General features: G+C 51.7%; 24 protein-coding genes and 1 pseudogene. 8 read left to right on the top strand and 17 right to left on the bottom strand.

From position 1 onward, the window contains the following. Window positions 1-18: 18 nt before the first annotated feature. Window positions 19-2,019, bottom strand: a complete 2,001-nt coding sequence (locus tag P40081_RS01955) for an S-layer homology domain-containing protein (RefSeq protein WP_042132947.1) — start codon at window positions 2,017-2,019, stop codon at window positions 19-21. Between the two features lie 730 nt (window positions 2,020-2,749). Here P40081_RS01955 and P40081_RS01950 point away from each other — a divergent pair. From P40081_RS01950 to P40081_RS01940, 3 genes are all read left to right on the top strand, one after another. Then, window positions 2,750-4,045, top strand: coding sequence for an ABC transporter substrate-binding protein (locus tag P40081_RS01950; RefSeq protein ID WP_042132945.1), 1,296 nt, complete (start codon window positions 2,750-2,752; stop codon window positions 4,043-4,045). A gap of 93 nt (window positions 4,046-4,138) precedes the next feature. Beyond that, complete coding sequence (locus tag P40081_RS01945) at window positions 4,139-5,023, top strand: carbohydrate ABC transporter permease (protein ID WP_042132944.1); 885 nt, start codon at window positions 4,139-4,141, stop codon at window positions 5,021-5,023. A 106-nt stretch (window positions 5,024-5,129) separates the two neighbouring features. Then, window positions 5,130-6,008, top strand: coding sequence for a carbohydrate ABC transporter permease (locus P40081_RS01940; protein WP_197074320.1), 879 nt, complete (start codon window positions 5,130-5,132; stop codon window positions 6,006-6,008). Window positions 6,009-6,137: 129 nt separating this feature from the next. Here the strand turns inward: P40081_RS01940 and P40081_RS01935 are convergent, their stop codons facing one another. The 3 genes from P40081_RS01935 to P40081_RS01925 form a co-directional block, all read right to left on the bottom strand. Beyond that, window positions 6,138-6,725, bottom strand: a complete 588-nt coding sequence (locus tag P40081_RS01935) for a 50S ribosomal protein L25 (RefSeq protein WP_042132942.1) — start codon at window positions 6,723-6,725, stop codon at window positions 6,138-6,140. Between the two features lie 84 nt (window positions 6,726-6,809). Next, entirely contained in the window at window positions 6,810-7,757 is a 948-nt protein-coding gene (locus tag P40081_RS01930; RefSeq protein WP_042132938.1) for a DUF1861 family protein, read from the bottom strand. Beyond that, a complete protein-coding gene (locus P40081_RS01925; RefSeq protein ID WP_042132936.1) occupies window positions 7,723-8,019 on the bottom strand; it encodes a helix-turn-helix domain-containing protein in 297 nt (98 codons plus the stop codon). Before P40081_RS01925 ends, P40081_RS01930 begins: the two co-directional genes overlap by 35 nt. A gap of 199 nt (window positions 8,020-8,218) precedes the next feature. Between P40081_RS01925 and P40081_RS01920 the strand changes: the two genes are divergently transcribed. The 3 genes from P40081_RS01920 to P40081_RS01910 are packed head-to-tail and all read left to right on the top strand — an operon-like array spanning window position 8,219 to window position 11,581. Then, window positions 8,219-9,400 carry a glycosyltransferase family 4 protein gene (locus P40081_RS01920; protein WP_042132935.1) on the top strand — a complete coding sequence of 394 codons (1,182 nt, stop codon included), beginning with the start codon at window positions 8,219-8,221 and terminating at the stop codon, window positions 9,398-9,400. Next, a complete protein-coding gene (locus P40081_RS01915) occupies window positions 9,400-10,506 on the top strand; it encodes a glycoside hydrolase family protein (protein ID WP_042132933.1) in 1,107 nt (368 codons plus the stop codon). The genes P40081_RS01920 and P40081_RS01915 overlap by 1 nt, the downstream gene beginning before the upstream one ends. Continuing rightward, on the top strand, window positions 10,499-11,581 hold the full coding sequence (locus P40081_RS01910) for a mannose-1-phosphate guanylyltransferase (RefSeq protein ID WP_042132931.1): 1,083 nt from the start codon (window positions 10,499-10,501) through the stop codon (window positions 11,579-11,581). Before P40081_RS01915 ends, P40081_RS01910 begins: the two co-directional genes overlap by 8 nt. A gap of 193 nt (window positions 11,582-11,774) precedes the next feature. Here the strand turns inward: P40081_RS01910 and P40081_RS01905 are convergent, their stop codons facing one another. Next, window positions 11,775-12,011 carry a DUF6953 family protein gene (locus P40081_RS01905; RefSeq protein WP_039300082.1) on the bottom strand — a complete coding sequence of 79 codons (237 nt, stop codon included), beginning with the start codon at window positions 12,009-12,011 and terminating at the stop codon, window positions 11,775-11,777. Window positions 12,012-12,192: 181 nt separating this feature from the next. Here P40081_RS01905 and P40081_RS01900 point away from each other — a divergent pair, with 181 nt between their 5' ends. Continuing rightward, window positions 12,193-13,101 carry a copper amine oxidase N-terminal domain-containing protein gene (locus tag P40081_RS01900; RefSeq protein WP_081969795.1) on the top strand — a complete coding sequence of 303 codons (909 nt, stop codon included), beginning with the start codon at window positions 12,193-12,195 and terminating at the stop codon, window positions 13,099-13,101. A 101-nt stretch (window positions 13,102-13,202) separates the two neighbouring features. Here P40081_RS01900 and P40081_RS01895 read toward each other — a convergent pair whose 3' ends face one another. The 8 genes from P40081_RS01895 to P40081_RS01860 all read right to left on the bottom strand — a co-directional run bounded on the left by P40081_RS01895 (window position 13,203) and on the right by P40081_RS01860 (window position 21,941). After that, a complete protein-coding gene (locus P40081_RS01895) occupies window positions 13,203-13,982 on the bottom strand; it encodes an ABC transporter permease (RefSeq protein ID WP_039300079.1) in 780 nt (259 codons plus the stop codon). Window positions 13,983-13,998: 16 nt separating this feature from the next. Continuing rightward, complete coding sequence (locus P40081_RS01890; RefSeq protein WP_042132928.1) at window positions 13,999-14,775, bottom strand: ABC transporter ATP-binding protein; 777 nt, start codon at window positions 14,773-14,775, stop codon at window positions 13,999-14,001. A gap of 41 nt (window positions 14,776-14,816) precedes the next feature. Then, complete coding sequence (locus tag P40081_RS01885) at window positions 14,817-15,845, bottom strand: ABC transporter substrate-binding protein (protein ID WP_042132926.1); 1,029 nt, start codon at window positions 15,843-15,845, stop codon at window positions 14,817-14,819. Between the two features lie 47 nt (window positions 15,846-15,892). Then, the gene (locus P40081_RS01880; RefSeq protein WP_042132924.1) at window positions 15,893-17,347 is read right to left on the bottom strand and encodes an aryl-sulfate sulfotransferase; all 1,455 of its coding nucleotides are present in this window, start codon (window positions 17,345-17,347) and stop codon (window positions 15,893-15,895) included. 104 nt (window positions 17,348-17,451) lie between these two features. Further along, entirely contained in the window at window positions 17,452-17,994 is a 543-nt protein-coding gene (locus tag P40081_RS01875; RefSeq protein WP_039300070.1) for a MarR family winged helix-turn-helix transcriptional regulator, read from the bottom strand. Window positions 17,995-18,570: 576 nt separating this feature from the next. After that, the gene (locus P40081_RS01870) at window positions 18,571-19,692 is read right to left on the bottom strand and encodes a TolB family protein (protein ID WP_042132922.1); all 1,122 of its coding nucleotides are present in this window, start codon (window positions 19,690-19,692) and stop codon (window positions 18,571-18,573) included. Window positions 19,693-19,785: 93 nt separating this feature from the next. Continuing rightward, window positions 19,786-21,252, bottom strand: a complete 1,467-nt coding sequence (locus P40081_RS01865) for a sensor histidine kinase (protein ID WP_042132920.1) — start codon at window positions 21,250-21,252, stop codon at window positions 19,786-19,788. Continuing rightward, complete coding sequence (locus P40081_RS01860) at window positions 21,249-21,941, bottom strand: response regulator transcription factor (RefSeq protein WP_042132918.1); 693 nt, start codon at window positions 21,939-21,941, stop codon at window positions 21,249-21,251. The genes P40081_RS01865 and P40081_RS01860 overlap by 4 nt, the downstream gene beginning before the upstream one ends. Before the next feature lie 333 nt (window positions 21,942-22,274). On the opposite strand from P40081_RS01860, the gene P40081_RS01855 reads away from it, so the two are divergent. After that, the gene (locus tag P40081_RS01855; protein ID WP_231575269.1) at window positions 22,275-22,685 is read left to right on the top strand and encodes a hypothetical protein; all 411 of its coding nucleotides are present in this window, start codon (window positions 22,275-22,277) and stop codon (window positions 22,683-22,685) included. Window positions 22,686-22,930: 245 nt separating this feature from the next. On the opposite strand, the gene P40081_RS01850 is transcribed toward P40081_RS01855, so the two are convergent. From P40081_RS01850 to P40081_RS01840, 4 genes and pseudogenes are all read right to left on the bottom strand, one after another. After that, entirely contained in the window at window positions 22,931-23,191 is a 261-nt protein-coding gene (locus tag P40081_RS01850) for a hypothetical protein (RefSeq protein ID WP_197074319.1), read from the bottom strand. Between the two features lie 107 nt (window positions 23,192-23,298). Beyond that, complete coding sequence (tnpB, locus tag P40081_RS37170) at window positions 23,299-23,646, bottom strand: IS66 family insertion sequence element accessory protein TnpB (RefSeq protein WP_076243501.1); 348 nt, start codon at window positions 23,644-23,646, stop codon at window positions 23,299-23,301. A gap of 82 nt (window positions 23,647-23,728) precedes the next feature. Beyond that, a pseudogene (gene tnpA / locus P40081_RS39985) lies at window positions 23,729-23,950 on the bottom strand (IS66 family insertion sequence element accessory protein TnpA); the annotation flags it as partial. A 264-nt stretch (window positions 23,951-24,214) separates the two neighbouring features. Further along, complete coding sequence (locus tag P40081_RS01840) at window positions 24,215-24,409, bottom strand: DUF4177 domain-containing protein (RefSeq protein ID WP_042132911.1); 195 nt, start codon at window positions 24,407-24,409, stop codon at window positions 24,215-24,217. Between the last annotated feature and the right edge of the window lie 2 nt (window positions 24,410-24,411).

Below are 24,411 nucleotides of genomic sequence, written 5' to 3'. Positions count from 1 at the left end.
TGGTAAACTCCCCTTTCCTTATTGGTAGATATGCGATACGCCGGTTTGTGTTATAACCAGTACGCCCGTACTTCCATCCGATAGCAGCAGAAGTACTTTATCATCGTACAATTCCTTGCCTTGTGCAGAATAACTGGTCATTTCATTCGTTTTGAGATTGATTTTTGTTACTCCGCTGTTTGTTCCGATCCACAAATAAGTACGGGTTTTGTCCAGAATGGATGTGTTAACCCCCCGCAGGGAAGCGAATAGAGATGGTTTGACATTAAATTCATAGTTAACAAAGGTTATTGCATTCACAAGGTTCGGCATGGTCACATCCGGATTGGCTATCGAAGGAGTGTATGAAGGGTCCTGGAGGAAGGTCAGGTATTGCTTTGCCAAGCCTTCTGCTCCCGTCGAGCTGAACGAGCTTAAGGCTTCGGCATAGGAATACCGCTCGGGAGTTTTGGTCGTTGGTGTTGGTGTTGGCGTTGGTGTCGGCGTTGGTGTCGGCTTTGGCGTTGGTGTTGGTGTTGGCGTTGGTGTCGGTGTTGGTGTTGGCGTTGGTGTCGGCGTTGGTGTTGGTGTTGGTGTTGGTGTCGGTGTCGGTGTTGGTGTTGGTGTTGAAGTCGGGGTTGGTGTCGGACTTCCCGTATCCGGGCTAGGGCTTGGAGCAGGAGTGGATGTTGAGCTTCCCGTGCCGCCGCTTGAACCCGTTCCTCCCAAGTTGCCGGTTGTTGAAGCGATCAGATTGCCTGAAGCATCATAATCTTGTCCGCCTATGCTTACCTTTGAAGCATTAATCGTCAGCTTGTCCGGCTTGACAGAGAACGACACGCCTTCTACATTAACTACCGCTTCTATGATTGCCCCTTCGCCAGTTACGGCAGCTGCACTGCCTAAAGTCATTTTCCTGACGGTTCCGCCCTTGTTCAATTTAATAGCTGAGCCGCCTGCTTTGGATGAGACATTAAAGCTGCCAACCTGGCCGCTTTCCAGCGTGAACCCTGTCTTTGCAACCACATTCAGCTCATTTACATCCCCTGCCAGGGAAACAGCATCTGAAGCTCCCGTAAACACATTAACGATATTTACTGCCTGCCCCGATTCATTAACAATCCGGGCACCGGAGGTCACATCAATCTCCGTAGCTGTTGTCTTTCCCTTCAGCAGAACCCTTACAGGAGCGGCGGGCTTGCTGACTACAATCCGGTTCACTTTACTGTCCGTTAGGGTGATGCTGTGTATACCGCCGCCGTTTATGTAAACGACGCCTCCAATAGTCGTGTTGACCAGACTCAGATTACCTTCGCCAACACCAGGCGTAATATATAAATTCCCCGAGAAGTTCAGATCGGACAGGGTGCCTCCAGCCGTATTAACAATCAGATTTCTGCCGGATATTCCTGAATGATCCCCGCCGTCGGCAATCAGGAGGCCCATGGCGTTATTAATCATCTTCACAGCCTCGGCCCGCGTCAGTGCTTTTTTGGGCTGGAACAAGCCTTGCGGTGTGCCCTCCACATAACCGGCTTCCTTCATAGCATATACGGCTTCCTTGGACCAGCCGGCAATCACAGCATCATCTGTAAATGGGGAGATGGCATTCCCGGAAGCTGCAACATTGAATACTCTGCTGAGAATAAGGGCCGCCTGCTCACGGGTCAGAACCTCAAGCGGGCCGATCTCGCCTTCTCCGCTGCCAATAAGGGCACCAGCTGCAACTGCTTTGCTGATTTCAGTGGCATACCATGCCGTCCGGGGGACATCGGTAAAGCTCTGGGCACTTTCTTCACTGAAATTAAAGATCCGGTTAATCAGGGCTGCGAATTCTGTTTTTCTGATTCCGTCATTCGGCAGAACAAGGCCATCCTCGTTGCCTTTGAGCAATCCCATTTCCTTCCACGAGGCAATTTCCTCTGCGGCCCATACAGGAATCTTCTCTGTTGTTTCTGCAGATGCTGCGGACACGCCGGTAAACGCCACGGATGACACCACGGCGAATACTCCAAGCGTCTGCTTCCATTTGAACTTCATATGCGTTCCTCCTAAAGTTTAGATTGCGTCTGCTTCACCCGAAAACCCTCTTACACACCCCGGTTTGGATCTTACTTCTAATGGCGCTCCTGACTTTCGAACCCTCTTACCCGAAACAAATCTTCAGGGGTTACATCCTTTTCAGGTTATCTTATTGATTAATCCGTTTCTGTTATGTCACCTCCATGTCATATCATTAATGTTATTGTAGTAACATTTACCCACATTCTATTTTTAATCATAACAAATTGTCAACACATTTCTTTAACAGGTATATATTTCTCCTTTCTTTTCCACATACTCCCATAACATCGTAAAATTCCATATAAATTCAACGTTGTTTGCGCTTACATAAAATCGGTGACTGAAAATAATTATTCGTCCTTTCCGGAACAAAATGAATTTTATAAGTTTTTTTGCATGAAAAACAATTGACAGGGGCCTTGGTATAATTAATAATGAAAACTATATTGTTACTACAAATTCCCTTTAACGTATCAATTTCATTTGCCGTCCAGCATTATCTCACTCAAACACGTCATGTAAAGTTACATAACGAGACGAAAGTTCGAGGAAAAGGCAAAAGCCAAGGTTAAAAAGATTCTTTTAACGTCACATTATTTACCATTCCAATTTGAAAGGGAGGAACTGCCGCTAACCACTCTGCCTGCGGGCAATCCCTACGGTCAACCAATATAACCCCATTCCATATTAAGGGAGCGATTAACTAATGAAAAAGTGGATGATTGCACTGATCTCAACGATGCTGGTTACTGCCATAACGGGCTGCTCTTCTGCAGATCCAAATAACAGCTCAGCAAATAACGACAGCTCTGATGCCAAACCGGAAACACTCCGAATTGCCATGGGTTCACCGGGAGAAGGGCTGATTAAGGTCTGGGAAACCATCGGCAAAGAGTTCGAGGAACAGCATCAGGGCATCAAAGTTGAATTCAGCTATCAGGACGATGACACCTATCAAACGATCGGACTGCCGAATCTGCTTAACGGTAAAAACGCTCCCGATCTATACTTCGAATGGGCCGGGCAGCGCCTGCAGACCAGAGTAACAGACGGTTATGCCGCGGATATTACAGAGCAGCTTCAAAGCTCGGGGCTGAAGGATATGTTCGCCGAAGGCACCTTCAATGGCATGGTAATTGACGGAAAGACCTATATGATTCCCACTGCGGGCGATGTGACGAACGTTATCTTTTACAATAAAGCGGTGTTCAATGATCTGGGGCTGCAGCCTCCAACCACCTGGGAGGAGTTCCTTCAGGTATGCGATACGATTAAGCAGGCAGGCATCACTCCACTCGTGATCGGCAACTCCGATCTGTGGACGGCAGGCAACTGGGTGGCCCATATCATTTCCCGTGTCGTGGGGGAGGACGCCTACAGCGAGGCTATGCAGCTGAAGCAGCCGTTCAATACCCCGGATTTTGTCAAAGCCTACGGTTATGTACAGGAGCTATGGGACAAAGGATATATTAACGAGAATGTAACTGCCTCCAGTGACAGTGAAGCGGATATGCTGTTCCTGAACGGCAGCGGTGCCATGCATCCGATCGGCAGCTGGCTGGCCCCGACCGCAGTGGAAGAAACACCGGATCTTGAGCTTGGCTACTTCAATACTCCTGCCATACCGGACGGGAAGGGCAATCAGGACAGTGTGGTCGGCGTGCTGAATGGAATGGTCGTCAATAAAAATTCCAGGCTAATCGATGAGGCCATTGAATTCATGAAGCTCTACAGCTCTGCCGAATCCTCCAAGAAGCTCACTGACGCCGGCGCCGTGCCGATTACCAAGGACGGAATCGATAAGGAGACTATGCTTCCGCTCTCACTTGATTTGAATGATCTGATGGAGAATGCGCCAGTGCTGGTGTCCCCGCCTGATACGGGCTATTCCATCGAGGTAGCCAATGCGCTTAACATGGCCACCTCCGAGGTCATCGGAGGCGCCAAATCACCTGAAGACGCTCTGGCCGAACTGGAAACCACCATCGCCCCTCTGAAGTAACGAAGAGATCACGCGCACAGCAGCCCTTTCATAAGTTGAAGCTATCTGCGGACCCTGTGCTTAGATTGATATCCTGAAGTGGAGGTGGACCCATTGTCCGGCAAAAGCAATAAACTCTCTCCCTACCTGTTCATCTCGCCAGCCCTTCTGCTGTTTGCCTTTGTTGTGCTTATTCCGGTCCTCATGACATTCGTATTCAGCTTCTACGACTGGAACGGGATCGGCCAGATGAAATTCACCGGCTTTGACAATTACATCCGGGCTTTTCAAGACCGCATCTATATTAATTCCTATGGACACACACTGATTTATATTGTAGCCACGGTCGTTGTTGAAGTCCTTGTCGGACTGGGACTCGCAGGCTTAATCACGATGGGCCGCAAGGGCAGCGGAATATTCCGGCTGGCATTCTTCGTGCCCGTTATGCTGCCGATGATTGTCGTATCCTACTTATGGAAATTCGTCTACAATTCTGATTTTGGTCTCATCAATATCCTGCTGGAGAAGATCGGCCTGGAGAGCTGGACCCGCGTCTGGCTAGGCAACCCTGATACCGCACTTTATGCCATCTGTATCGTATCCGGCTGGGTCTACGCAGGGTTCTATATGACCATCTTTTATTCCGGAATCCAGCGCATTTCCAAAGAAGTCTATGAATCCGCCTATCTGGACGGCGCCGGAGAAGGACAAATATTCTTCAAGATCAAAGTGCCGATGATCCGCAATCTGGTAGAGACCGGTGTCATGCTGTGTGTGCTTACCGGCTTCCAGTCCTTCGATCTGTTCTATGTAATGACCAACGGCGGGCCGTATAATTCGACTGAAATCGTTACGACCTATCTTGTAAAAGTAGTCTTTACCCACATGAGCATCGGCTACGGGTCTGCGCTTGCCGTCATCATGACAATCGTGATCGCGGTCATCGGGCTTGTTGCCGGCAGACTGAATAAGAAAGACTCCGGTGTGCTGGAGTATTAAAATAACCCCACAAAGTGGGGCTTTGGCGTAGATAGATGACTCAGGTACTTTGCGGGGACCCCGAAACATGTAAACTCTGATAGTATGAGAAAGCGAGGTGTTCTCCTTGACGACCACAGTCCTAGATATCAAGAAAGACGCTTACAGCGGAGGGGAGGCGGCAAACCGCAGACCGTTCTCACATATTCTGTATTATCTGTTCATGATCTTCATTTCCTGCTTCTATTTCTATCCGATCCTCTGGCTTATTCTCTCCTCATTCCGTGAGAACCGGGAAATATTCTCCGCCCCGTTCGCGCTGCCGGAACAGGTTAATCTGCAGAACTGGTCCAAAGCTTGGACTGTCGGCAATATGAGCACTTATGCCGGCAACAGCGTAATCGTCACCTCGGCTACCGTAGCAGGCATTCTGCTCTTCGCCAGCCTTGCAGCCTTTGCCTTCAGTAAGCTGCGCTTCCGCGGCAGCGGCTTCCTGATGCTGATGTTCGTATTCGGACTGTTCATGCCGCTGCAATCCTTTTTCATTGCCCAGAGCTATATTTTCGAGCAGCTGAATTTGAAGGATTCCTATATGGGGTTAATTCTTCCTTATATAGGAACAGGACTTCCGCTGGCTATCTTTCTGCTCAAGGCGTACTTGGACTCCGTACCAAAAGAACTGCTGGAAGCTGCCCGCATGGACGGCTGTAATGACTGGGTGATGTACAGCAGAATTATCCTTCCGCTGCTTGTTCCAAACATGGCTACCGTGGGGATCTTCTCGGCGCTGAATGCATGGAATGAGCTGCTGCTGGCCATGCTGTACATCCAGAATGATGCACTGAAGACCATCCCGGTCGGCCTGCTGGCCTTCTCCAGCCGATATATGACCGACTATAAGCTGCTTTTCTCCGCACTGGCGATTATTACGCTCCCGATGATTGTCGTATACCTCTTCTTCCACCGCTATATCGTTGCCGGCCTGACAGAGGGAGCACTGAAGTAGCTGCTTCCCGGCAATATGCCTGTTAGAACAGCAAATAGCCCCTTCCAGCAGACGTAGCCGGAATCATGACATCATCATGAGTTTCCAAGTACGCTCTGCCCGAAGGGGCTATATTCGTCAATCCTCTATTTAAGCCGGAGTAGCTGCTACTGCCGGTTCTTCAGCTTCTTCATGCACAGTCTTAATCTGAATCATTACTGTACTTGGATCGGTCAGCACTTCAATACCATCCTGGAAAATCAGATCAGATACAAGTAATTGGTCACCGATAGCAAGGCCGCTGATATCCACTTCCATGGACGTCGGCAGATCGCCCGGCATACAGCGGACTTCTACTTCATAGATTTCTACCTGCAGAACGCCGCCTTCTTTGACCCCTGCAGCTTCGCCTGCAAAATGAATCGTAACTTTACTGTCCATGCTGATGCTCATGTTCACATGCTGAAAATCAATATGCAGCACTTTACCGGACATAGACTGCTTCTGAATGCTCTGAACTACCACCGGAACGGTTGTACCATCAGACAATTTCGCTTGCAGGATTGCACGCGGATTGGTTCTCAGCATTTCCAGCAGTTCCTTCTCACTCACTTCAAGACTAAGAGTATCTTTACCAATTCCGTACAGTACTGCCGGGATGCGGCCTTGCTTTCTTGCCACATTCAGGTTGGACTTTGTGTCAGACGTACGATTGCTTAGTTGAATAAATTTACTCATTGCTTAATTCCCGCTCTCTTCGACCATAAATTCTTGTCACCTTAAGTTTAACATGACCATAGAATCTAGTCAAACCTGCAGATATCAGACTTCATATTCAATAAAAGGATCGGGGATCTCAATTCTGTAGGCTTCCGCATCGCTGACGCCTACAGACAGTACCGCCCGGCCGTCCTTACCGCGCACCAGCCCGCCGCTGAAGATGACATCCTGCAGCTCGGGGCGTTTGCCCGGGCCGATGGGGAAATCGCTTCTGGCAGCGATGATCTTGATCGGGGTAGTTTCGAAGGTGCCCGGATTAAGCGAGAAGACCATAGCGTAATAATGCTTCTGCCCCATACGGTCGAAGCAGGCGATATGCCCGAGCACACCGATATGGCCGTTGCTCAGCAGAGTGGCCTCATTGGCTCCACCCCACTCCTCCTGCACGAACTGGTTATGCAGAATCTCCGCTTCCAGGAAGGTCTGTTCATTCAGCTCATCCAGTGAATCAATAATGGTGAAGCCAATCTGTCCTCTGCCGCCCCGGTCTCCCTGCGGTCTGGTCAATACGCCGATTCTTCCGTCCTGAAGCTCGATCAGCCGGATATCCTTCATCGTGCCCGGCCCCGAGGAGAAATGGCGCATGGAATCAATCCGGTACCCCCGGTAGAACTGAGTGACCCACGAAACGATTCTCTGCGGGTTATCCCCGGCCGTGATCACTTCAACTCCGCCGACAATCAGCTCACCCTTAATGCGGGTCACGCAAGGGTCCTGCAGATTATAGGTATGGGTGTGCTCCCGGGGAATCCAGACGCCATCCTCCCGGAATGTAAAAAAGAAGACTTGAGAGAACTCACTATCCCGTTCCTCAACTCTTCCCAAGATGACTTCCTCCCCGTCATGCTGAAACGGAGCCGTTATATTGTATACATCACGTCCGCCCACACCGGAGAAGACCAGCTTCTCCACGTGTACGGTACGGAGATTGGCATAAAAGGTATCCAGCAGTTCGTTACAGGTTGCAATCTTGGCCGGGCTCCTTGTCATTGCCTTCCTCCTCATATTCATGTGCCTTATCTATTGCCCAATCGTTCTCATCTGATTCCATCCGGATCAATTCTCCGGGCTGAATATTGAAGTAAGTACACAGCTTCAGCAGCAGATCCCGGGGGTACTGCACCATCTCGTCTTTGTACATCCGCCGGACGGAATCGAAATGGTAATTAATGTCTTTCGCTAGCTTGCGGATCGATAATTTCGGGTCATGCTTCTCCATAACCTCACTCAATTTGCTGCGTATGACTGGCATCCATACACCTCCTACATCACTATATCTGGAGATTTCAGGGGAGTCAATAAATTGACAAGATTAAATGGTCATGTTATAGTCGGAGCAGGAAATAATTTGCAGATCACAAATTTTATACCACTTATCCCCGGAAAATAAAGTCCTCTTTATTTTCTTTTTTTGTCCCCAAAAGTACGATAATCAATAGGAGGCTCTTATTATGAACCACAGCAACCGCAATAAAAACATTGTTTTCCTGTCCACCAGCCTGCCTAGAGAATGCGGAATTGCTACCTTCACCCAGGATCTGCTGGATGAGTTCACCAAGCTCCAGGGCTTCAACAAACCGCGGATCATCGCTATGAACAACAACGGAAATTACCGGTACACAGACCAGGTCATGCGGGAAATTAACCAGCATCAGCTATCTGATTATATAGATGCCGCCGAAGAAATCAACCAGTCAAACACCGATCTGCTCGTCATTCAGCATGAATTCGGTATCTACGGCGGAGAAAGCGGCGAATATCTGCTGCAGTTCACTGAGCGGCTTCATGTGCCTTATGTGGCGATTTTCCATACTGTATTAACCAACCCCTCGCCGAAACAGCATGAGATTATCACCCGCATAGCTGCAGGAAGCGTAAAGGTTGTCACGATGGCCCAATCCACAGTAGATGATCTCATCTCTGTCTATCATATTAACGCCGCCAAAATTGCTTTTATTCACCACGGTGTGCCTTTTGTCAAAACTTCTACCCGCGCGGAGCTGAAGACCCAGTATAAGTTCGGAGAACGCAAAATCCTCTCCACCTTCGGCTTCCTGAGTCCCGGCAAAGGTATTGAGTATGCTATTGAAGCTATGAGCGGAGTAGTGAAGCAGCATCCGGATGCGCTCTACATCATTTGGGGCAAGACCCATCCGGTCGTCAAACAGGAGACAGGTGAAGTATACCGTCAAAAGCTGACCAGTCTTGTGCATGAATTAGGCCTGGTCAATAATGTGCTGTTCGTCGACAAGCTCCTGACCCAGGAAGAGGTCATTGAGTCCCTGGTGATGTCGGATATCTATATGACCCCTTATCTGGGCAAGGATCAGGCAGTCAGCGGCACACTCGCTTATGGAGTAGGCTATGGCAGAGTAATCATCTCTACGCCTTACCGCTACGCTCAAGAGATGCTGGCCGATGGCCGTGGCCTGCTGGCGGAATTCCGTGACTCGGCTTCGCTGGAAGCCTGCATCCTGGAGCTGCTGGATGATCCGGCCAAAGTTGAGGACATGGAGCAGCGGACACAGGCGCTTGGCAGTACGATGATGTGGAGTGAGGTTGCAAAAACCTATGCCGCCATCTTTCAGGACAAAATAGCCCTCTCCAAACCGGCTGGCCGGAGTGTGATTTGATGCAGACATCTGCGGTATTGCAGTTCAAAACCGGTTATATGCGCCAGATCACTGATGATACGGGGATTTTCCAGCATACGAAGTTCGGCGTGCCCGATCGTGCCAAAGGCTACACCACTGATGATAATGCGCGGGCTTTGATCGCAGCCGTGTTAATGTATAACAACAGCAGGGATACAGCTGCACTCGATCTGATCCATACGTACCTCTCGTTCGTCCACCATGCACAGAATGAAGAGGGGAACTTCCGGAATTTCATGGACTACAACCGTTCCTTCCTGGAGGAGCGCGGCTCCGAGGATTGCCAGGGACGAACACTCTGGGCGCTGGGCTTCGTGCTCTCCTACTCTTCCATTCTGCCGGATAATCTGCTGAATACCTGCCGGTATCTGATCAACCAGGCGCTGCCGCATATCGGAGGCCTGCGCTCTCCCCGGGCCTTGGGCTATGCCGTCATCGGCCTCAGCTATTTACTTGAGACTCCCGGAGCGCTCACCTACTCCTTCCCTTATCCGCATATACCAAGTACAGAAGAGGAGCTGGCCTTCCTGCCGGAAGCCTTCATTAAAGAGCTTATCGAATCCGTCACTATCCGGCTGCATGACCAGTATAACCTTACCAAAGGGGAAGACTGGTACTGGTATGAAGACAGCCTGACGTACGGGAACTCCATGCTGCCTTGGGCACTGCTTAAGGCTTTCACGATTACCGGCAATCCGGCGCTTCGTGTAACAGCCAAAGAAAGTCTCGATTTCCTGATCTCCCGGACCTTCGCACCGGAAGGCTATTACAGACCTGTCGGCAGCCACGGCTGGCTGCTGCGCGGCGGTACGCCTGCACTCTATGACGAACAGCCGATTGAAGCCTGTGAAATGCTGCTCGCCTGCCGGGAGGCTGCCGTAGTGCTGCAGGACCCGTCTTATCTCCAGCGGGCTGAACTGTGCTATGCCTGGTATACAGGGAACAACTCCTTGCAGCTCTCCCTGATCGATCCCCAGACCGGGGCTTGCTACGACGGGATTCACAGCTCGGGGCTGAACCTCAATCAGGGATCGGAGAGCATCATCTCCTTCTCGATTGCCCATCTGGTGACTCATCATGGATAAATTCGCAACCATACTCGCAGGCGGAGGCGGCACCCGCTTCTGGCCGCTGTCCAGACAGGAAATCCCCAAGCAGCTGCTGAACATCAGCGGCAACGATATTATGCTGAACGATACGATTGAACGCTTCAAGGGCATCATCCCGCAGGAGAATACCGTCATTGTAACGAACCGTACCCAGGCGGTACTGCTGGAGAGTATTATGCACAGCAGTGTGCAGAAGAGCAATATTCTGATCGAGCCTGTGGCCCGGAATACCTCAGCAAGCATCCTGTTCGCCGCCTTCTCCATCCAGCAGATGAGTGAAGGGGATTCCTTAATGGTTGTCCTGCCTTCCGATCACTATATTACCGATGAGCCGCAGTTCCGGCTTACGCTGGACGAAGCCTGCACCGTGGCGATGGAGAGTGATGCCATTGTCACGATCGGAATCAAACCTACCTTCCCTTCCACCGGCTACGGCTACATCGCTTATGACAAAGAGCCGATCGCAGTCAATCCTGTTGCCGTATACGATGTAGCTGAATTCGTGGAGAAGCCGGATTTCAAAAAGGCACAGGGATATCTGGCCTCAGGCAATTATCTCTGGAACAGCGGGATTTTCATCTGGAAGACCTCGGTCATTATCGATAACTTCAAGCGGTATCTGCCGCGGCTATATAATACGATGCTGCCGATCAGTGAAGCGCTCGGTACAGATCAGGAGCAGGAGACGATTAACCGGATCTATCCGCTGCTGCAGAATATCTCGATTGACTACGGCATCCTCGAACGTTCTGATGAGGTAGTGGTACTGTCCGGCCAGTTCGGCTGGAATGACATCGGCAGCTGGGATGCGCTCGGTGCCATCTTCCCGCCTGATGATGAAGGCAACATTATCAAGGCCAATCATGTCGGCATCGATACCCGCAACTCCATTATCTATGGCAACGGGCGGCTGATTACCACCATCGGCGTAGACGGCTTCATCATCGCTGACACCGGGGATGCGGTCATGATCTGCCCCAAGGATAAAGCCCAGTCAGTCAAAGACATTGTCGATTTGCTCAAGGAGAAAGGCATGCTGGAATATGTATAGGCTATGACGATTATGTAATAACAAAGGGAGCACTGCTATTACAGCAATGCTCCCTTTGTTAAAATATAAGAATTTCTATGTTTCACATGATAATTTATCCTTCTATTTCTCGCTGAAACGAATGCCGTCCTATCAAGGACGGCGTAGCCGTTTCTGCTTGTGTTCTTATGGTTCTCCTATGCTGAGTCAGTCCTCAGGTCCAGGCCCACAGGAACCCGTCGCGGTCCCAGGCAATCCGGCCGCCGTGCAGCTTGCGGAACGCCTTCTTCACTTCTTTGGACAGCGATGCATTTCCATTCTCATTCACAAAGACAAATTGTTCGCCGAAATTCGCCTTCACATATTCAATCGCTGCGGTCTGGTGCAGGGTTCCTGTAAATTTGATTTCCTTGACCATCCATTCCGCCACTTCCTGTGCGGTTACTTCCATGGGGTAGTGCTCCTTCCTGCTTATCCTGCTTGTAGATTTCCCCATTATAGCATGAATACAACGGCTTCCAATGAATCAGTTCCTGAAACAATCCGGAGTTTATTAGAAACATAATAGAGAGAGCAGCGTCTATATATGGAAACTTATTCTATTTAATTCCAACAAAACAGAAAGGAGATTAATGATGAATCTGTATAAAAGAATACTGCCCGCTTGTCTGCTGCTCCTTCTACTGCTGCAAAGCTTCACCTCAGCCGCCTCAGCCGCTTCCCTTGCCCCGGCAGCTGCGCCAGCCCGTCCGATTAACGTCAATATCAACGGAACTTTTATTGTCACAGACAGCAGCCCCTTTATTGAGTCTGGCAGAATCAAAATATCTGTCCGGACGCTCGCCTCACTCGGACTGACTTATTCCTGGGATACAGCAACCCGCACCGCTACAATCACTAATCCGGCCAAGGATACATTCCGTTTGATCCAGGGACAGCTGACAGCCTACAAAAACGGCCAGCCTGTCCAGTTGGATAGTGAGGCAGGTAATTATAACGGCCGGATGATGGTTCCGGCCCGCTTCGTCAGTGAAGCCTTCGGATATAGTGTGTACTATGAGCGAACGCGCAGCATACTCTTCATTACCAGCAAGGATTATGTCCCGGATACCGCTGCCCTGCTCTCCAGTGACTTGGCAGCAGCCCGTCTCGCAGCCATCTCCCTGCCTATCCAGTACAACTTCACGCCTGTTCCCGCAGCGGAGAGCGGGCAATCACGGAATTATACGTACAGATTTGCCGCAAATGACGCTACGCGCTATGTCTATGAGAACGCGCTTGTCTCAACCGTCGTTGAGATTAAGGACGGAGCCGCCCATGCCGTCTGGCAATACGGCACGAATGGTATTCCCGGCTATGATCTGTACACTACACTGGGAGGACAGCAGCCCGGATATATGGCTGAGATGTCTCATGATCATTTCCGCTATTTTGGCGGAGGCTACCGGGCTTCCTACCAGACAGCAGCGGATGGCTCCTATCAGTCCTTTCCTTATTTTACCCGGAACTACGGTGAGATCATCCAGCCTATCCCTGAATAACTGAGTAGAACCAGACCAGACCACTGTCCATGATTGATGGGCAGTGGTTTGTGTACTGTAAGTCGCCTTAGTGTTATTGCCAAGCCGGGTAAGTCCAGCCTCTACCTTCTCCGCGCAGCCACATTGACCACACCATAGCGGTAGAGTACCTTCTTCCCGAACCAGCCGAACAGCCTGTCGGTGAAGAAGCCCATGAAGCCGAGGCAGAACAGCCCGACGAATATCCAGTCCGTACGGAAGAACAGCCGCGAATTCCAAATCAGATAACCGACACCTTCGTTGGAAGCAATCATTTCTGCCCCGATAATAGCCATGTAGGAGGTTCCCATTGCCAGCCGTACACCGGTGAAGATATATGGAATCGTAGCCGGCACAATCACGTGCAGCAGAATCTGCCATTCATTTGCCCCCATGCTGCGGGCCGAGCGGACCTTATCCTCCTCTACCGACATTACACCGGTCAAGGTGTTCAGCACAACAATGAAGAAGGTAGCGTACATAATCAGGGCAATCTTCGACTGCTCCCCGATGCCGAACCAGACCAGAAAAAGTGTGATGAAGGCAATCGGCGGGATAAAGCGGATGAAATTCAGGAACGGCTCGGCAAATATGCGGATGACGTTTACTTTTCCGATGATCAGCCCTGCCGGAATAGCCAGCAGACTGCCGAGTACCCAGCCGACAAGCACGCGGTAAAAGCTGATACCGATATACTGCATCAAGGTGCCGTCTTGGACCAGTTCCCGCCCTCCCTTAAGCGTGGCCCATGGCCCGGGGATGACATCCGGACCATACACCCATGCGCCCAGCTGCCAGATGCAGAGTGCGGCAATCCATAGCAGGGAGACCGAGACCCATTTTTTCTCCACCCATTTCAACATGTACTACCCCCCGATCCTATTCTTCAAAATGGCTCTGAATTTGATTGTACAGCGAGTAGAACTCCGGCGAGGCCACATCCCGCGGAAACGGCAGCGCATTGTCGTATATATCGGTGATATTGGAGGAAGGCCCCACGGACATGATGCCGATGCGCTCACCCAGCAGCAGTGCTTCCTGAATATCGTGCGTTACGAATATAACTGTCTTATGCGTCTCACGCCATATTTGCACCAGTTCCTTCTGCATCGTCCGCCGGGTCATGGCATCCAGCGCACCAAAGGGCTCATCCATCAGCAGAATCGCCGGATCATTCGCCAGTACCCTGGCCAGCTGTACCCGCTGCTTCATCCCTCCCGACAATTCCTTCGGGAATTTATCCTCATGCCCGTTCAGCCCGACTAGCGTGATATACCGGTCTGATATCGTCCGGCGCTCTGCCTTGGCCGTCTTCTTCATCCGCAGTCCGAACTCTACATTCTCCCGCACCGTGAGCCAGGGGAACAGGGAAGAGTCTGCCTGCTGAAATACAACCGCCCGGTCCCGGCCCGGCTTATCCACCTCGACGTTGTCCACCCGCAGATTGCCGCCCGATTTGGAGACAAACCCGGCGATCATGTTGAGCAGCGTTGATTTGCCGCAGCCGCTCGGACCGAGCAATACGAAGAACTCACCGCCTTTGATCACCAGGTTCACATCCTTGATAATGTAATGAACGTCCCCGGCCGCAGGCTCGCTGTAGCTCTTGCGCAGCTGCTCGATATGGATGGCATGCTGTTTGGCAGGTAAAGACATGAGGCACCTCCAGAAAGTTAAGTTATTTCGTGTAAGCTAAGCTACTTGGCAAAAGTCACTTTATCCGGCAAAGCCTGCTTCAGCGGGACCAGACTGAGCTTGCTGTCCAGATCAAAATCCTGTTCAATGATTCCTGTACCGACCATATACTTTTTCTGTCCGGCAAGACTGTCATAGGCAGCCTGGGTAAAGCCCACCTTCCACGGATTCGTCGGCAAGTCCTTCAGCGTTGCTTCCTTCGGCTGCTTCAGTTCCTTGAACATCAGATCGGCCACCTCCTCGGGATGCTCCTGGGCATAAGCCGCAGCCTCGTCCACCGCCGCCAGGAATTCGCCAATCCCCTCAGGATTCGCCTGCACAAAAGCATTCCCTGCGACAATCCCCATCCCCAGGCGCACTGGGGTCTTCGACATATCCGTCAGCTCATGTACACCCTCAAGCGCAGCCAGCTTATCCGTCAGCGCTGAACCGCTGAACCAGCCAGCATCCACATCGCCCTGCTTCAGTGCAATGAAGGCTTCGTCGAACGCACCCTGTCCTGTCAGCTTCACGTCGCTTAGCGCAATGCCCTGCTCCTTCAGGTATTCATCCCACAGATACGGCAGAAACGTACCGCGCATGAAGCTTAGGTTCTTGCCTTTCAGATCCGCAGCAGACTTGATCTCGTCCCTTACGTAAAGCTTCCATACTGCCGCTGCCTGATCCGTGGCCTGGCCGGCGGAAGCAATAATGGAATAGTCGCCCTTGGAGACGGCATTGAGCACCGGGAAATCAGCACCGAAGGCCACGTCTACCTGCTTGATGAATAGCGCATTCACTCCCTCAGCCGGAGTACCGAAGTTGATGATTTCTGCATCGATGCCGTGGTTGGCGAAGATGCCTTTATCGACTGCTACCCGGAAGGTAGGATTCGTATTGATGTCGGCAATTCTAATCTTCAGGGTCTTCTGCTGGCCGCCGGCCGTTCCTGTGGAAGCCGCCGCGTCTCCCTTGGAGCTGCAGCCGGACAGAACCAGTACCAGAGATAAGGATAAGAGCAGGAAGGCTGAGCCGTACCATGATTTTTTCAAAACTACACACCTCTTCGTCTATAAATTTCTATAGCTTATCTAATTACCTAACTGGTTCTCCGGACGCTGCCTTCTTCCGCAGTAGCCACACAAGCGGCCCCCTCTGTAAACGGAAGTGTGGTCGCTACACTCACTACCGAAGCCGAGCCCTTCGGCGCAGCTCCCGGCACTCTGAAGCTGGTCACATCGATGGCCTCGATGGCAATCTCCTGCGGCTTCGCCAGCTGCGGCACCCAGGCATAGGGTACACGGTAGGAACGGTAGACCATATTCGTATTGCGGCGGTCGGTGTACGGGGAGATATACTCCCAGACCAGCTCATGCTCCGCTGTCACCTCGAACAAGCGCCCGTTCGAACCCTCGGTAATCAGCGTGTTGCCGTTCGGGAGCCGCTGCGCCGAGCTGATATACGGACTGTAGAATTTATAGGAATCGGTCGGAACGGAGAAGCCGGCCTCCGCCGAGGTATACTGCCACTCGATATCCAGTGTCACCGGATTAATCTCCAGCACACGGGAATGGTCGCGCAGCGCATTCTTCTGTCCAAAAGGTGAAGAGGGATTCGGCAGCCCATATCCACCCCAGCCGCCGTTATCGAATACGAGCAGATTGCCTTCGCCCGGCAGTCCCTTCGGAATGATGTGGGCGTGATGCTGGCCGATAATCCAGTCGATATGCTTCAGTTCAGGCAGCGAATAGTCCGGTCCCAGCCGCCAGACGATGGCCCCGCTACGCTTGTCGGTGATGGCGATAATATTCGCCTCGCGCGCATCCCAGATAATATTGTCCGGGTGGAAACGCTCATCTCCGTTATCATAGAATTTGTTCGGCCCTACGTAGGAAGCGGAGTTGATATGCAGCCAGTCGCCTACGCCGCAGCCCAGATCTCCGAAGGAGCGGGTGTTGGGATCGCGGAAGAGAACATTTCGCGCCGCCTGATCAAATCCAAGCTCCGCGAAATGATCGCTGGCCGCCCACTCCCAGATCACATTGCCTTCCCAGTCCACCTCAATGATCGTGTCATCCAGCAGCTGCTTATCGGAAATCTCAGGATTGTGCAGATTCTTATGCGCTAAGATCAGCGTTGTCCCGCTGTTAGCTGAAGGTTCAAGCCCGGGAGCGTAGTATCCGACCGGATTTCCCTCCCGCTGATAGTCGTGATGCTGGCGGGCGTACCACAGCGGCTCATACCCAGGGTCCTCGATATGCTCGTAGCTGTTGTATCTCCAGACCACATTGCCGTCCCAATCTACCTGAACCAGATCGACATTATCCTGAATGCCGAATTTGGGATCTCTTCTGCCCGTGCTGCCCAGGACGTAGCCGCCCGGGAGGATTTTGGCAGGGAAGCCGATCAGCCCTTGCCACAGATGCACTTCCTTGCCGCTCATATCGATCAGCACGACTCCCTCATCGCCCGCCTGAAATACAGTGTAGCCGCTCCATGCCTTGGACGGGTTATATACCGTCGCCCCTGTCGGATAAATTGTTGAATGTCCCATGATCATCTCTCCTTAAAGTTGTGTTAGCGTAGACTTTGTTGACTCACTTCGCAAAACTCACTTCGGAAGCACACGCTTAAATTGTGTTAGCGGAAACTTCATTTTCAATAGCTGAGATAGTTCTTCTTCACCTCTGCACGCGGCTTCTGTTCAGGCTCTTGAGGTACGGGAATTTCAGCATTTTGCTGTGCCAGCTTCAGCAGCGTATCCGAGAACCCTTCCAGATTGCCGATGATCCGTTCATAGAAGCGGCTCTGCTGCTCAAGCTCCTCATCCGTAAAGCCCTCGAACAGAAGCGTAATACATCGGGCACCGATGTTGCCGTTGCGCTCCACCATCTCCCGGCCCTTGGCCGTAATATCAAGCAGGACGGTTCTGCGGTCATCTTCCTTGCGTCTGCGCACCGTATATCCGCCTGCCTCCAGCTTGTCACTCAGCGCCGTTATAGCGCCCGAAGTGAAATCGAGCTGCTCTGCCAGATCGCCCAGCCGCTGCTCACCATCACGGATAATCTTTTGCAGAATCAGCATGCCGGGCAAGGAAATCCCCTCCACGCTTACGCGGTCACGTTCCTTGACGAATCTGCGTACCATTTTGCGGAACAGGTGGTCTGCCTCCTCCAGCCGCTCCCACGGGTTATCTTCCATGCTATCTCTCCTCTGCTGTCCATCCAAAGGAACCCAAAAAGGCCCCCGGAAAATCCCCTGTACGGGAATATTTGCGGGAGCCTTTGGTGGTCCAATCAGCTCAAATATGATGGTCGTATTTATTATTTCACTGTTCATTTAATTAGTAGTGAAGGATTGCTGTAATCATATACCCCTTAAACCCACCTGTCAAGTATGAATATATTCGATAAATGTTAAAAGGACTGCGGGGTGCTCTTACGGCAGTGGAGAGCTCATAGTACTGTAGGCGTATTATTGTTGCATTATTTGCAACTTTGGTTCATGGATAGCTGCCTGTTCGGGAGGATTGTTGTATGAAATACAAGAATTATCTTGATCATCTGCTTGGAAGCGAAGGAGAAGTTGCATTTCCTGCAACAATTTTGGATTTTGGCCGATTTTAGGAGGGGAATGTTGTATTTGATGCAGGATTTTAAGTGGCTTAGCTTACCCGGCAAAAAGCGAAAATGATCGGTGTTGTCAGCCGGAAAACCTCCGGCTGACCTTCTTGTGCGAAGATTCCAAGTGCTGGCGCCAAGCTGCTGATCCGGAGCATTAAGACAAACTGACCACATAGGTGAGGAACTGATAGACGTTGTCCTTCAGCACAGTTGCTGTGGCCAGAAGCTTCTTGCCCGAGGGGCTCCAGTGCAGCTGGTCAGACACGCGGATATCATTCAGCACCGGCGTCTGTTCTCCGGTCTCCACCTCGGTAATGAACAGGTCTTCCTGGTCATCAGCAGAACCTGCTGCAGTGACTGCATAGGCCAGCTTGCTGCCGTCCGGCGACCAGCTGGTACCGAAGATCTGCTGGCCTGCAGCAAGCTGGGACTGTTCATTGCCTTCACTGTCACAGAGCTTCAGCACCATCTCGCCCGGACCCTTCCGTTCAACAATTGCGAGCGTGCTCCCGTCCGGTGACGGAATCACCCACATTACATTTTTCCCCAGCACCTTGGTCTGCTTCGTGTTGGTATCATAAGCGCTAAGCTGGCTGTCTTCACCCGTGACAAATAGAATCCGGCTGCCGCTCTGCATGACCTCATGTACATAAGGGATGCCGGTCTTCAGCACTGTCTCCTGCTTGCCGGTCACATCCGCGCTCAGGATATTGCCTTCCATATCCGGATAAATCACATGATCGTTATCCGCCCATCTTCCTTCTTCGCTTCTGAACTCCGCATCACTCATTTTCACCGAAACGCCCGTGGCCAGTTCCATAATATAGCCAAGTCCAGTAGCTTCATACAGCTCTTTGTAGAATACATGCGTCTTGTCCGGAGACATTTGCGGTGAACCATAATTCAGCTCCCCCTCCTGCAGCGGAGTTTCATCACCCGTAGAGAGTGTACGCAGATAGAGATTCAGCGGATATCTTTCCTGGCCTTCGATCACCTGCGCAGGGAGATTACGGTTTTCTTTGGTCACAATCATGACGTCCTCGCTGACGAAATCCGTGCCCCGCACACCCTCCACCTTATCGATCCCTTCCAGCTTCAACTGGGTATAGACGGATTCGCTAATGTTATCGAGGACCGTAATTTTGTGGCCGGATTTCTCCACCACCTGCCTTGTTTCAGTATTCTCCGCAGCGCAGCCTGTCACGGACAGCAGAAGCGCACCACTTAGCAGAATTGCCCGCACCTTGCCCCGTCTTCTATTGTTCTCAGCATTCATTAGGCTTCCCTCCAGCTTGTGTTACTCCAAGCATACCGGATGCTTATTTCCAAACCGCATATAGAATGTTTCCAAGTTGTAAACTAAGTCCCCTCAGGACACTAAGGGAAAAGACAGCTCAAACGCTGCCCCCTCGCCTGAGCTTTCCAGCAGCACAATGGTTCCGTTCTGCTTCTCCACCAGGTTACGGACCAACGAGAGTCCAAGCCCCGTGCCTCCCGAGGCTCTCGAGCGGTCACGGTTAACCGTATAGAACGGCTCGAAGATCTTGTCCCGCGACTCTTCAGGAATGCCGATACCGGAATCGCGGATTGTAATCCATACCCGCCCGTCCCTGACCTCGCTCCGTATATGAATGCTTCCCTGCGGAACATTATATTTGATCGCATTGTCGAGCAGATTGATGAAGATATGCATGAAGCTCTCTTTATCGATCCAGATATGCGCCGGCTTGACGTCAAGCGATACCGTAAGGCCATAACGCTCGGCTTTGCCTTTCATCCGGCCGCATATATCCCGCAGCATGCCCTCGACCTCCAGCAGCTCTGCCTGGGATTCGAAATCATATTTCTCCAGCGCGGTCAGCTGCAGCACCTTCTCCACCATCTCATACAGCCGGTCTGTCTCCTTGGCAATGCTGAGCTTGGCATCATGCAGCAGCTCGGGGTCATCGTCATACATGTTCAGCAGATCAACATACGCCTTGATTGAAGTCAGCGGTGTCTTGAACTCATGGCTGATATTCCCGATGTACTGCTTCTGCTGCTGCTCCAGCGCCTGCAGCTTCTCCACAGCGAGCTGCAGCTTGCGCCGCTCCTCGTCCTTCGCGGCAATGCTGCTCTCGATCTCCCGGCTCATGAAGTAGATGCCTTCCGCCAGCTCGCCAAGCTCATCCTTGCGCTTCACAGGCGGAGCCGAGATGTAATCGGCACGGCGGATGTCCTCCGCCGATTTCTTCAAGCGGCCGATCGCTGCCGCAGCGCGGTTGAAGTACAGGTACCCGATGATGAAGCTGAGCACCAGCACCGCGCCTCCTGTCGTCAGGAACAGATTCAGCAGCGTCTGCTGGAAGCTCCGGGCGTCCTGCAGCGAGTACTGCAGCTGCACCACACCCATCTGCTCCTCCGGCCCCTGCAGCGGAGCCAGATACAGCAGCTTGTCGCCTTCACTCTGATAGGCGACTTTATTATTCAGCGCGTAGTCCAGTGCCGTGCTGACATCCGGCCTGCCCGGCCCCGGCTCACCCTGCGCCGAGGTTCCCACCTGCTGACCCTGGCTGTCGTACAGGGTCACCTCCAGGCCGGTGTACCCGGCCAGCTCGGCGGCCAGCGCCCGGCCCCGCTGCTGCATGAAGGCCTGCGGCGTGAGGCGCACGCCGGTATAGTAAGTCTGCTTCACGCGCAGATTAACGGTTGTAACATGCTGGGCCAGATAGCTCTCCGTCTGCCCCTGCTGATTGCGCTCCACACCGCGCAGCACGAAATAGCTCAGCACGCTGAGCGCAAGAATAAGCAGCAGAGCCAGGAACAGGCTGAACTTCAGCTTGATGCTGACTCTCATGGGTAGCTCCCCGCAGGCACAGCCTTATAGCCTACGCCATAGACGGTCTGCAGGATGTTCTGGTAGGGCTCGCCCAGCTTTTTGCGCAGCCGCTGAATATGGATATCCACCGTACGCGTTCCCCCGGCGTAGTCCATATCCCACACCTGCTCCAGCAGCTCTTCGCGCATATACACCCGCTGCGGGTGGGAGAGCAGCAGCAGCAGCAGATCGAATTCCTTCGGAGTCAGCTCAAGGCTCTCCTCCCCAAGCTCGGCGCTGCGCCGGTCGGGATGCACCCGCAGAATGCCGTATTCGATCAGCTCGCTTTTAACCTCGGCCGTATTCTTCTCCAGCCTGCGCAGCAGTGCCTTGACCCGGGCCAGCAGCTCACGGATCTCGAACGGCTTGGTCATATAATCGTCTGCACCAAGCTCCAGGCCGACAATTTTATCGACAATATCATTTTTGACGGTCAGCAGAATAATTCCGATATCATCACGGTTCTCAAGCTTGCGGCACACATCATACCCGCTCAGCTTCGGCATCATTACGTCCAGCACCAGCACGTTCGGGTGGAAGGTGTTCGTCTTGCTCAGCGCTTCCTCCCCGTCACCGGCGGTATCTACCTCATAGCCTTCACGCCGCAGCGCATAGGCAATCGCACTCACAATGGCCGGTTCATCATCGACGACCAGTATTTTTTTCATAGGAGGTTCATCCTTCCGTTTGCACTTGCTTGGTTAAGGGTAAATATATTGCTGTGTGCCTACAAGAATAACGCAAATGGAGAAGCCGGATCAAGGAAATGCAGGCTTCGCCGGTATTTACTACTAGAATCACCGTCCGGGCCTGCTGGCAAACACCGGTTAGGCAAATGCTTTTAGAACGAACCAGGGCTTCCTAACATTTAGGTTATCTTTAAGAAGACTTAAGCTTCATTTCAGTATTGACGGGTAAACTGTACTTAGCTGAAGTTCACTAGCCGCCGCAAACCACTAACCCTGAACGATATAACCAATTATGAAAAGAGGATAACAGATATGAACATAAAACGAATGAATATTAAGCGGGTAATGATTGTCGGAACGATGATTGTAGCCATGTCCTTCGGAGGAACTGCCTGGGGCAAGCCAGCATTACATACCCTTCCCGTTGCCAAATGGTCCACATCTGATGTGGCCGATACCGATGAGCTGCTGGACGCCCTGAACCTGAGCCAGTCCTCCGATGAAGAGCTGTACGACGCCCTATATGACGGCAAATCCCTGCGCACCATTGCAGAAGAGAACGGCGGGAATATCAATAATGTTATCAACCTGCAGGTCAAACAGCTGACCCAGCAGCTGGAAGCAAGACTGGCGGGCGGAAGCATCAATCAGCAGCAATACACCGCACAGAAGGCTGAACTGAGAGAGATCGTGACGCAGAGTGTGCTGACTTCGTTTGGCTGAGTAAGAATCACCTGGCTGACGGGAACTGTCCTCTAATACTTAGCATAACAGAAACGGTACCGCCCTCAGGGCGGTACCGTTTCTGCGATAAATGATGGTTAATATAGCATAGCACGGAACCTTCCGGTCCCGAGGCCTTTCATTACTAGACGGATGATTGTATTAAGGCTGACCGATAGCGGGGCCCTCTACCGCAGGTTTGCCAGGCAGCGCGAGCTGTCCAGCAAGCAGCAGCGGCAGGCATCCTAAAGAAATATACCTAACATGAACCAGCCTAACGTCGAAGCAGGGTCCGTCCATTTGTACAGCATAACCAGGATTCCCACACTGGATATCCGCCCCACACTGAGTGCGCATTCCCGCCATACTACAAGCTCTGTGCTAATTCTGCCGCCTTGATTGAATTGGCTGACATAATTGTAAGTCAGCGTATTAAAAGGTGTATCAAAAACCGGCCTGCTAACTGCATCCATAATTCCGAAGAGCAGTAATGTGCTTGGATTCATCTGAATTGTAATACCAACAATAGACAGGTTGAATAGCGCAGTGCCTGCGGCCATCAATCTGCGATGATGATTTCCCTTCTCCCCAATTCTAATAAAACAAAAAAACGTTAAACGACGATCTGAGCCTTAACCTGCTTGTGATCCTGCCGCCGGTGAAGGGAAAGCCCATCCAAGAGCCAGCGAAGTTCGCGAAAGGAAAGTGCAACCGGCGAGTCGTCAGGGCCCGGCCACTGGAAGCTTCCGCGTTCCAGGCGGCGGTACAGCAGCCAGAAGCCATTATGTTCCCAATAGAGCATTTTGAGTTTGTCGCGCTGATGGTTACAAAATACAAACAGACAGGGCGCGAACGGATCGAGCTGAAATCGCTCCTGAGCCAGGGCGGCCAGGCCGTCGATGGATTTGCGTAGATCCGTGCTGCCGCCGGCTAAATAAACCCTTTCGGGTAGCGTCAACATAAGTGCTCAAAGCCTGAACCACTTGACGAAGCAGTTCAGGAGAAAAACCTGCCTGCACGTCAAGAGAGGCCGGACCGATATGAAGAGTCAAGGCGGAAGGCGAGGATCGCGGAGAAACGGTCACCGGAATAAAGGAAGGGGAGGAAGAGCGAGGCTGGCTGGAATCGATTTTGCGAAGCCAATATTTCAATTGATGTAGGGTCAAGCCCTGTGCTTCGCACCAGGCAGACATGGTGAGGCCACTGGCTCGATAGTCCCTGATGCGTGCTGTCCACTCATACTGGCGTTGTTCGGCATTGGTCATCTGGCAGATCTCCTTGATTTAAGATATGCCTATGATCTCATGACTGGCATAGGTTTCACAGGTGGGCTAGGTTCGACGCTTACCAGAATTCCGGCAGATGTTGCGGCGCAAGCAGGGTTAGCGGATGTTTTTACCGGGGCATATAAAAAAGACGGCCTTACTCCAACGAAACGCTGGGTTAAGACCGTTCTTTTCATGGTGCCGGAATAGCAGGAAGTATTGAAGAGCCCTCACCTTGACATCATGATAGGGATCAATAACAGATTATTCTTTTATGCGTTCAAATATGAGCTCCAGCGTAGATGCTTGTCCACCAGCCAGTAAAGGCATAGGAACAATACTATGCAGTTTCCACCCATCCGCTGCATAACGGTCAATCACTACCTTGAAGTCCTCCTTTACTTTACCGCTCATTATTCCTACAGAAATTGACACATAATTATATTCGTACTTGTCCATCC

Origin of the sequence: Paenibacillus sp. FSL P4-0081, from assembly GCF_000758565.1 — a bacterium.
GTDB classification, from domain to species: domain Bacteria; phylum Bacillota; class Bacilli; order Paenibacillales; family Paenibacillaceae; genus Paenibacillus_AQ; species Paenibacillus_AQ phytohabitans.
This window is presented reverse-complemented; position numbering and strand designations above follow the sequence as displayed.

Excerpts from the sequence above, each read along its gene's own strand:
- P40081_RS01955 (WP_042132947.1), bottom strand. The coding sequence starts at position 2,019 with ATGAAGTTCAAATGGAAGCAGACGCTTGGAGTATTCGCCGTGGTGTCA.
- P40081_RS01950 (WP_042132945.1), top strand. The coding sequence starts at position 2,750 with ATGAAAAAGTGGATGATTGCACTGATCTCAACGATGCTGGTTACTGCC.
- P40081_RS01935 (WP_042132942.1), bottom strand. The coding sequence starts at position 6,725 with ATGAGTAAATTTATTCAACTAAGCAATCGTACGTCTGACACAAAGTCC.
- P40081_RS01930 (WP_042132938.1), bottom strand. The coding sequence starts at position 7,757 with ATGACAAGGAGCCCGGCCAAGATTGCAACCTGTAACGAACTGCTGGAT.
- P40081_RS01925 (WP_042132936.1), bottom strand. The coding sequence starts at position 8,019 with ATGCCAGTCATACGCAGCAAATTGAGTGAGGTTATGGAGAAGCATGAC.
- P40081_RS01920 (WP_042132935.1), top strand. The coding sequence starts at position 8,219 with ATGAACCACAGCAACCGCAATAAAAACATTGTTTTCCTGTCCACCAGC.
- P40081_RS01915 (WP_042132933.1), top strand. The coding sequence starts at position 9,400 with ATGCAGACATCTGCGGTATTGCAGTTCAAAACCGGTTATATGCGCCAG.
- P40081_RS01910 (WP_042132931.1), top strand. The coding sequence starts at position 10,499 with ATGGATAAATTCGCAACCATACTCGCAGGCGGAGGCGGCACCCGCTTC.
- P40081_RS01905 (WP_039300082.1), bottom strand. The coding sequence starts at position 12,011 with ATGGAAGTAACCGCACAGGAAGTGGCGGAATGGATGGTCAAGGAAATC.
- P40081_RS01900 (WP_081969795.1), top strand. The coding sequence starts at position 12,193 with ATGATGAATCTGTATAAAAGAATACTGCCCGCTTGTCTGCTGCTCCTT.
- P40081_RS01895 (WP_039300079.1), bottom strand. The coding sequence starts at position 13,982 with ATGTTGAAATGGGTGGAGAAAAAATGGGTCTCGGTCTCCCTGCTATGG.
- P40081_RS01890 (WP_042132928.1), bottom strand. The coding sequence starts at position 14,775 with ATGTCTTTACCTGCCAAACAGCATGCCATCCATATCGAGCAGCTGCGC.
- P40081_RS01880 (WP_042132924.1), bottom strand. The coding sequence starts at position 17,347 with ATGGGACATTCAACAATTTATCCGACAGGGGCGACGGTATATAACCCG.
- P40081_RS01875 (WP_039300070.1), bottom strand. The coding sequence starts at position 17,994 with ATGGAAGATAACCCGTGGGAGCGGCTGGAGGAGGCAGACCACCTGTTC.
- P40081_RS01870 (WP_042132922.1), bottom strand. The coding sequence starts at position 19,692 with ATGAATGCTGAGAACAATAGAAGACGGGGCAAGGTGCGGGCAATTCTG.
- P40081_RS01865 (WP_042132920.1), bottom strand. The coding sequence starts at position 21,252 with ATGAGAGTCAGCATCAAGCTGAAGTTCAGCCTGTTCCTGGCTCTGCTG.
- P40081_RS01860 (WP_042132918.1), bottom strand. The coding sequence starts at position 21,941 with ATGAAAAAAATACTGGTCGTCGATGATGAACCGGCCATTGTGAGTGCG.
- P40081_RS01855 (WP_231575269.1), top strand. The coding sequence starts at position 22,275 with ATGAACATAAAACGAATGAATATTAAGCGGGTAATGATTGTCGGAACG.
- P40081_RS01850 (WP_197074319.1), bottom strand. The coding sequence starts at position 23,191 with ATGAATCCAAGCACATTACTGCTCTTCGGAATTATGGATGCAGTTAGC.
- tnpB (WP_076243501.1), bottom strand. The coding sequence starts at position 23,646 with ATGTTGACGCTACCCGAAAGGGTTTATTTAGCCGGCGGCAGCACGGAT.
- P40081_RS01840 (WP_042132911.1), bottom strand. The coding sequence starts at position 24,409 with ATGGACAAGTACGAATATAATTATGTGTCAATTTCTGTAGGAATAATG.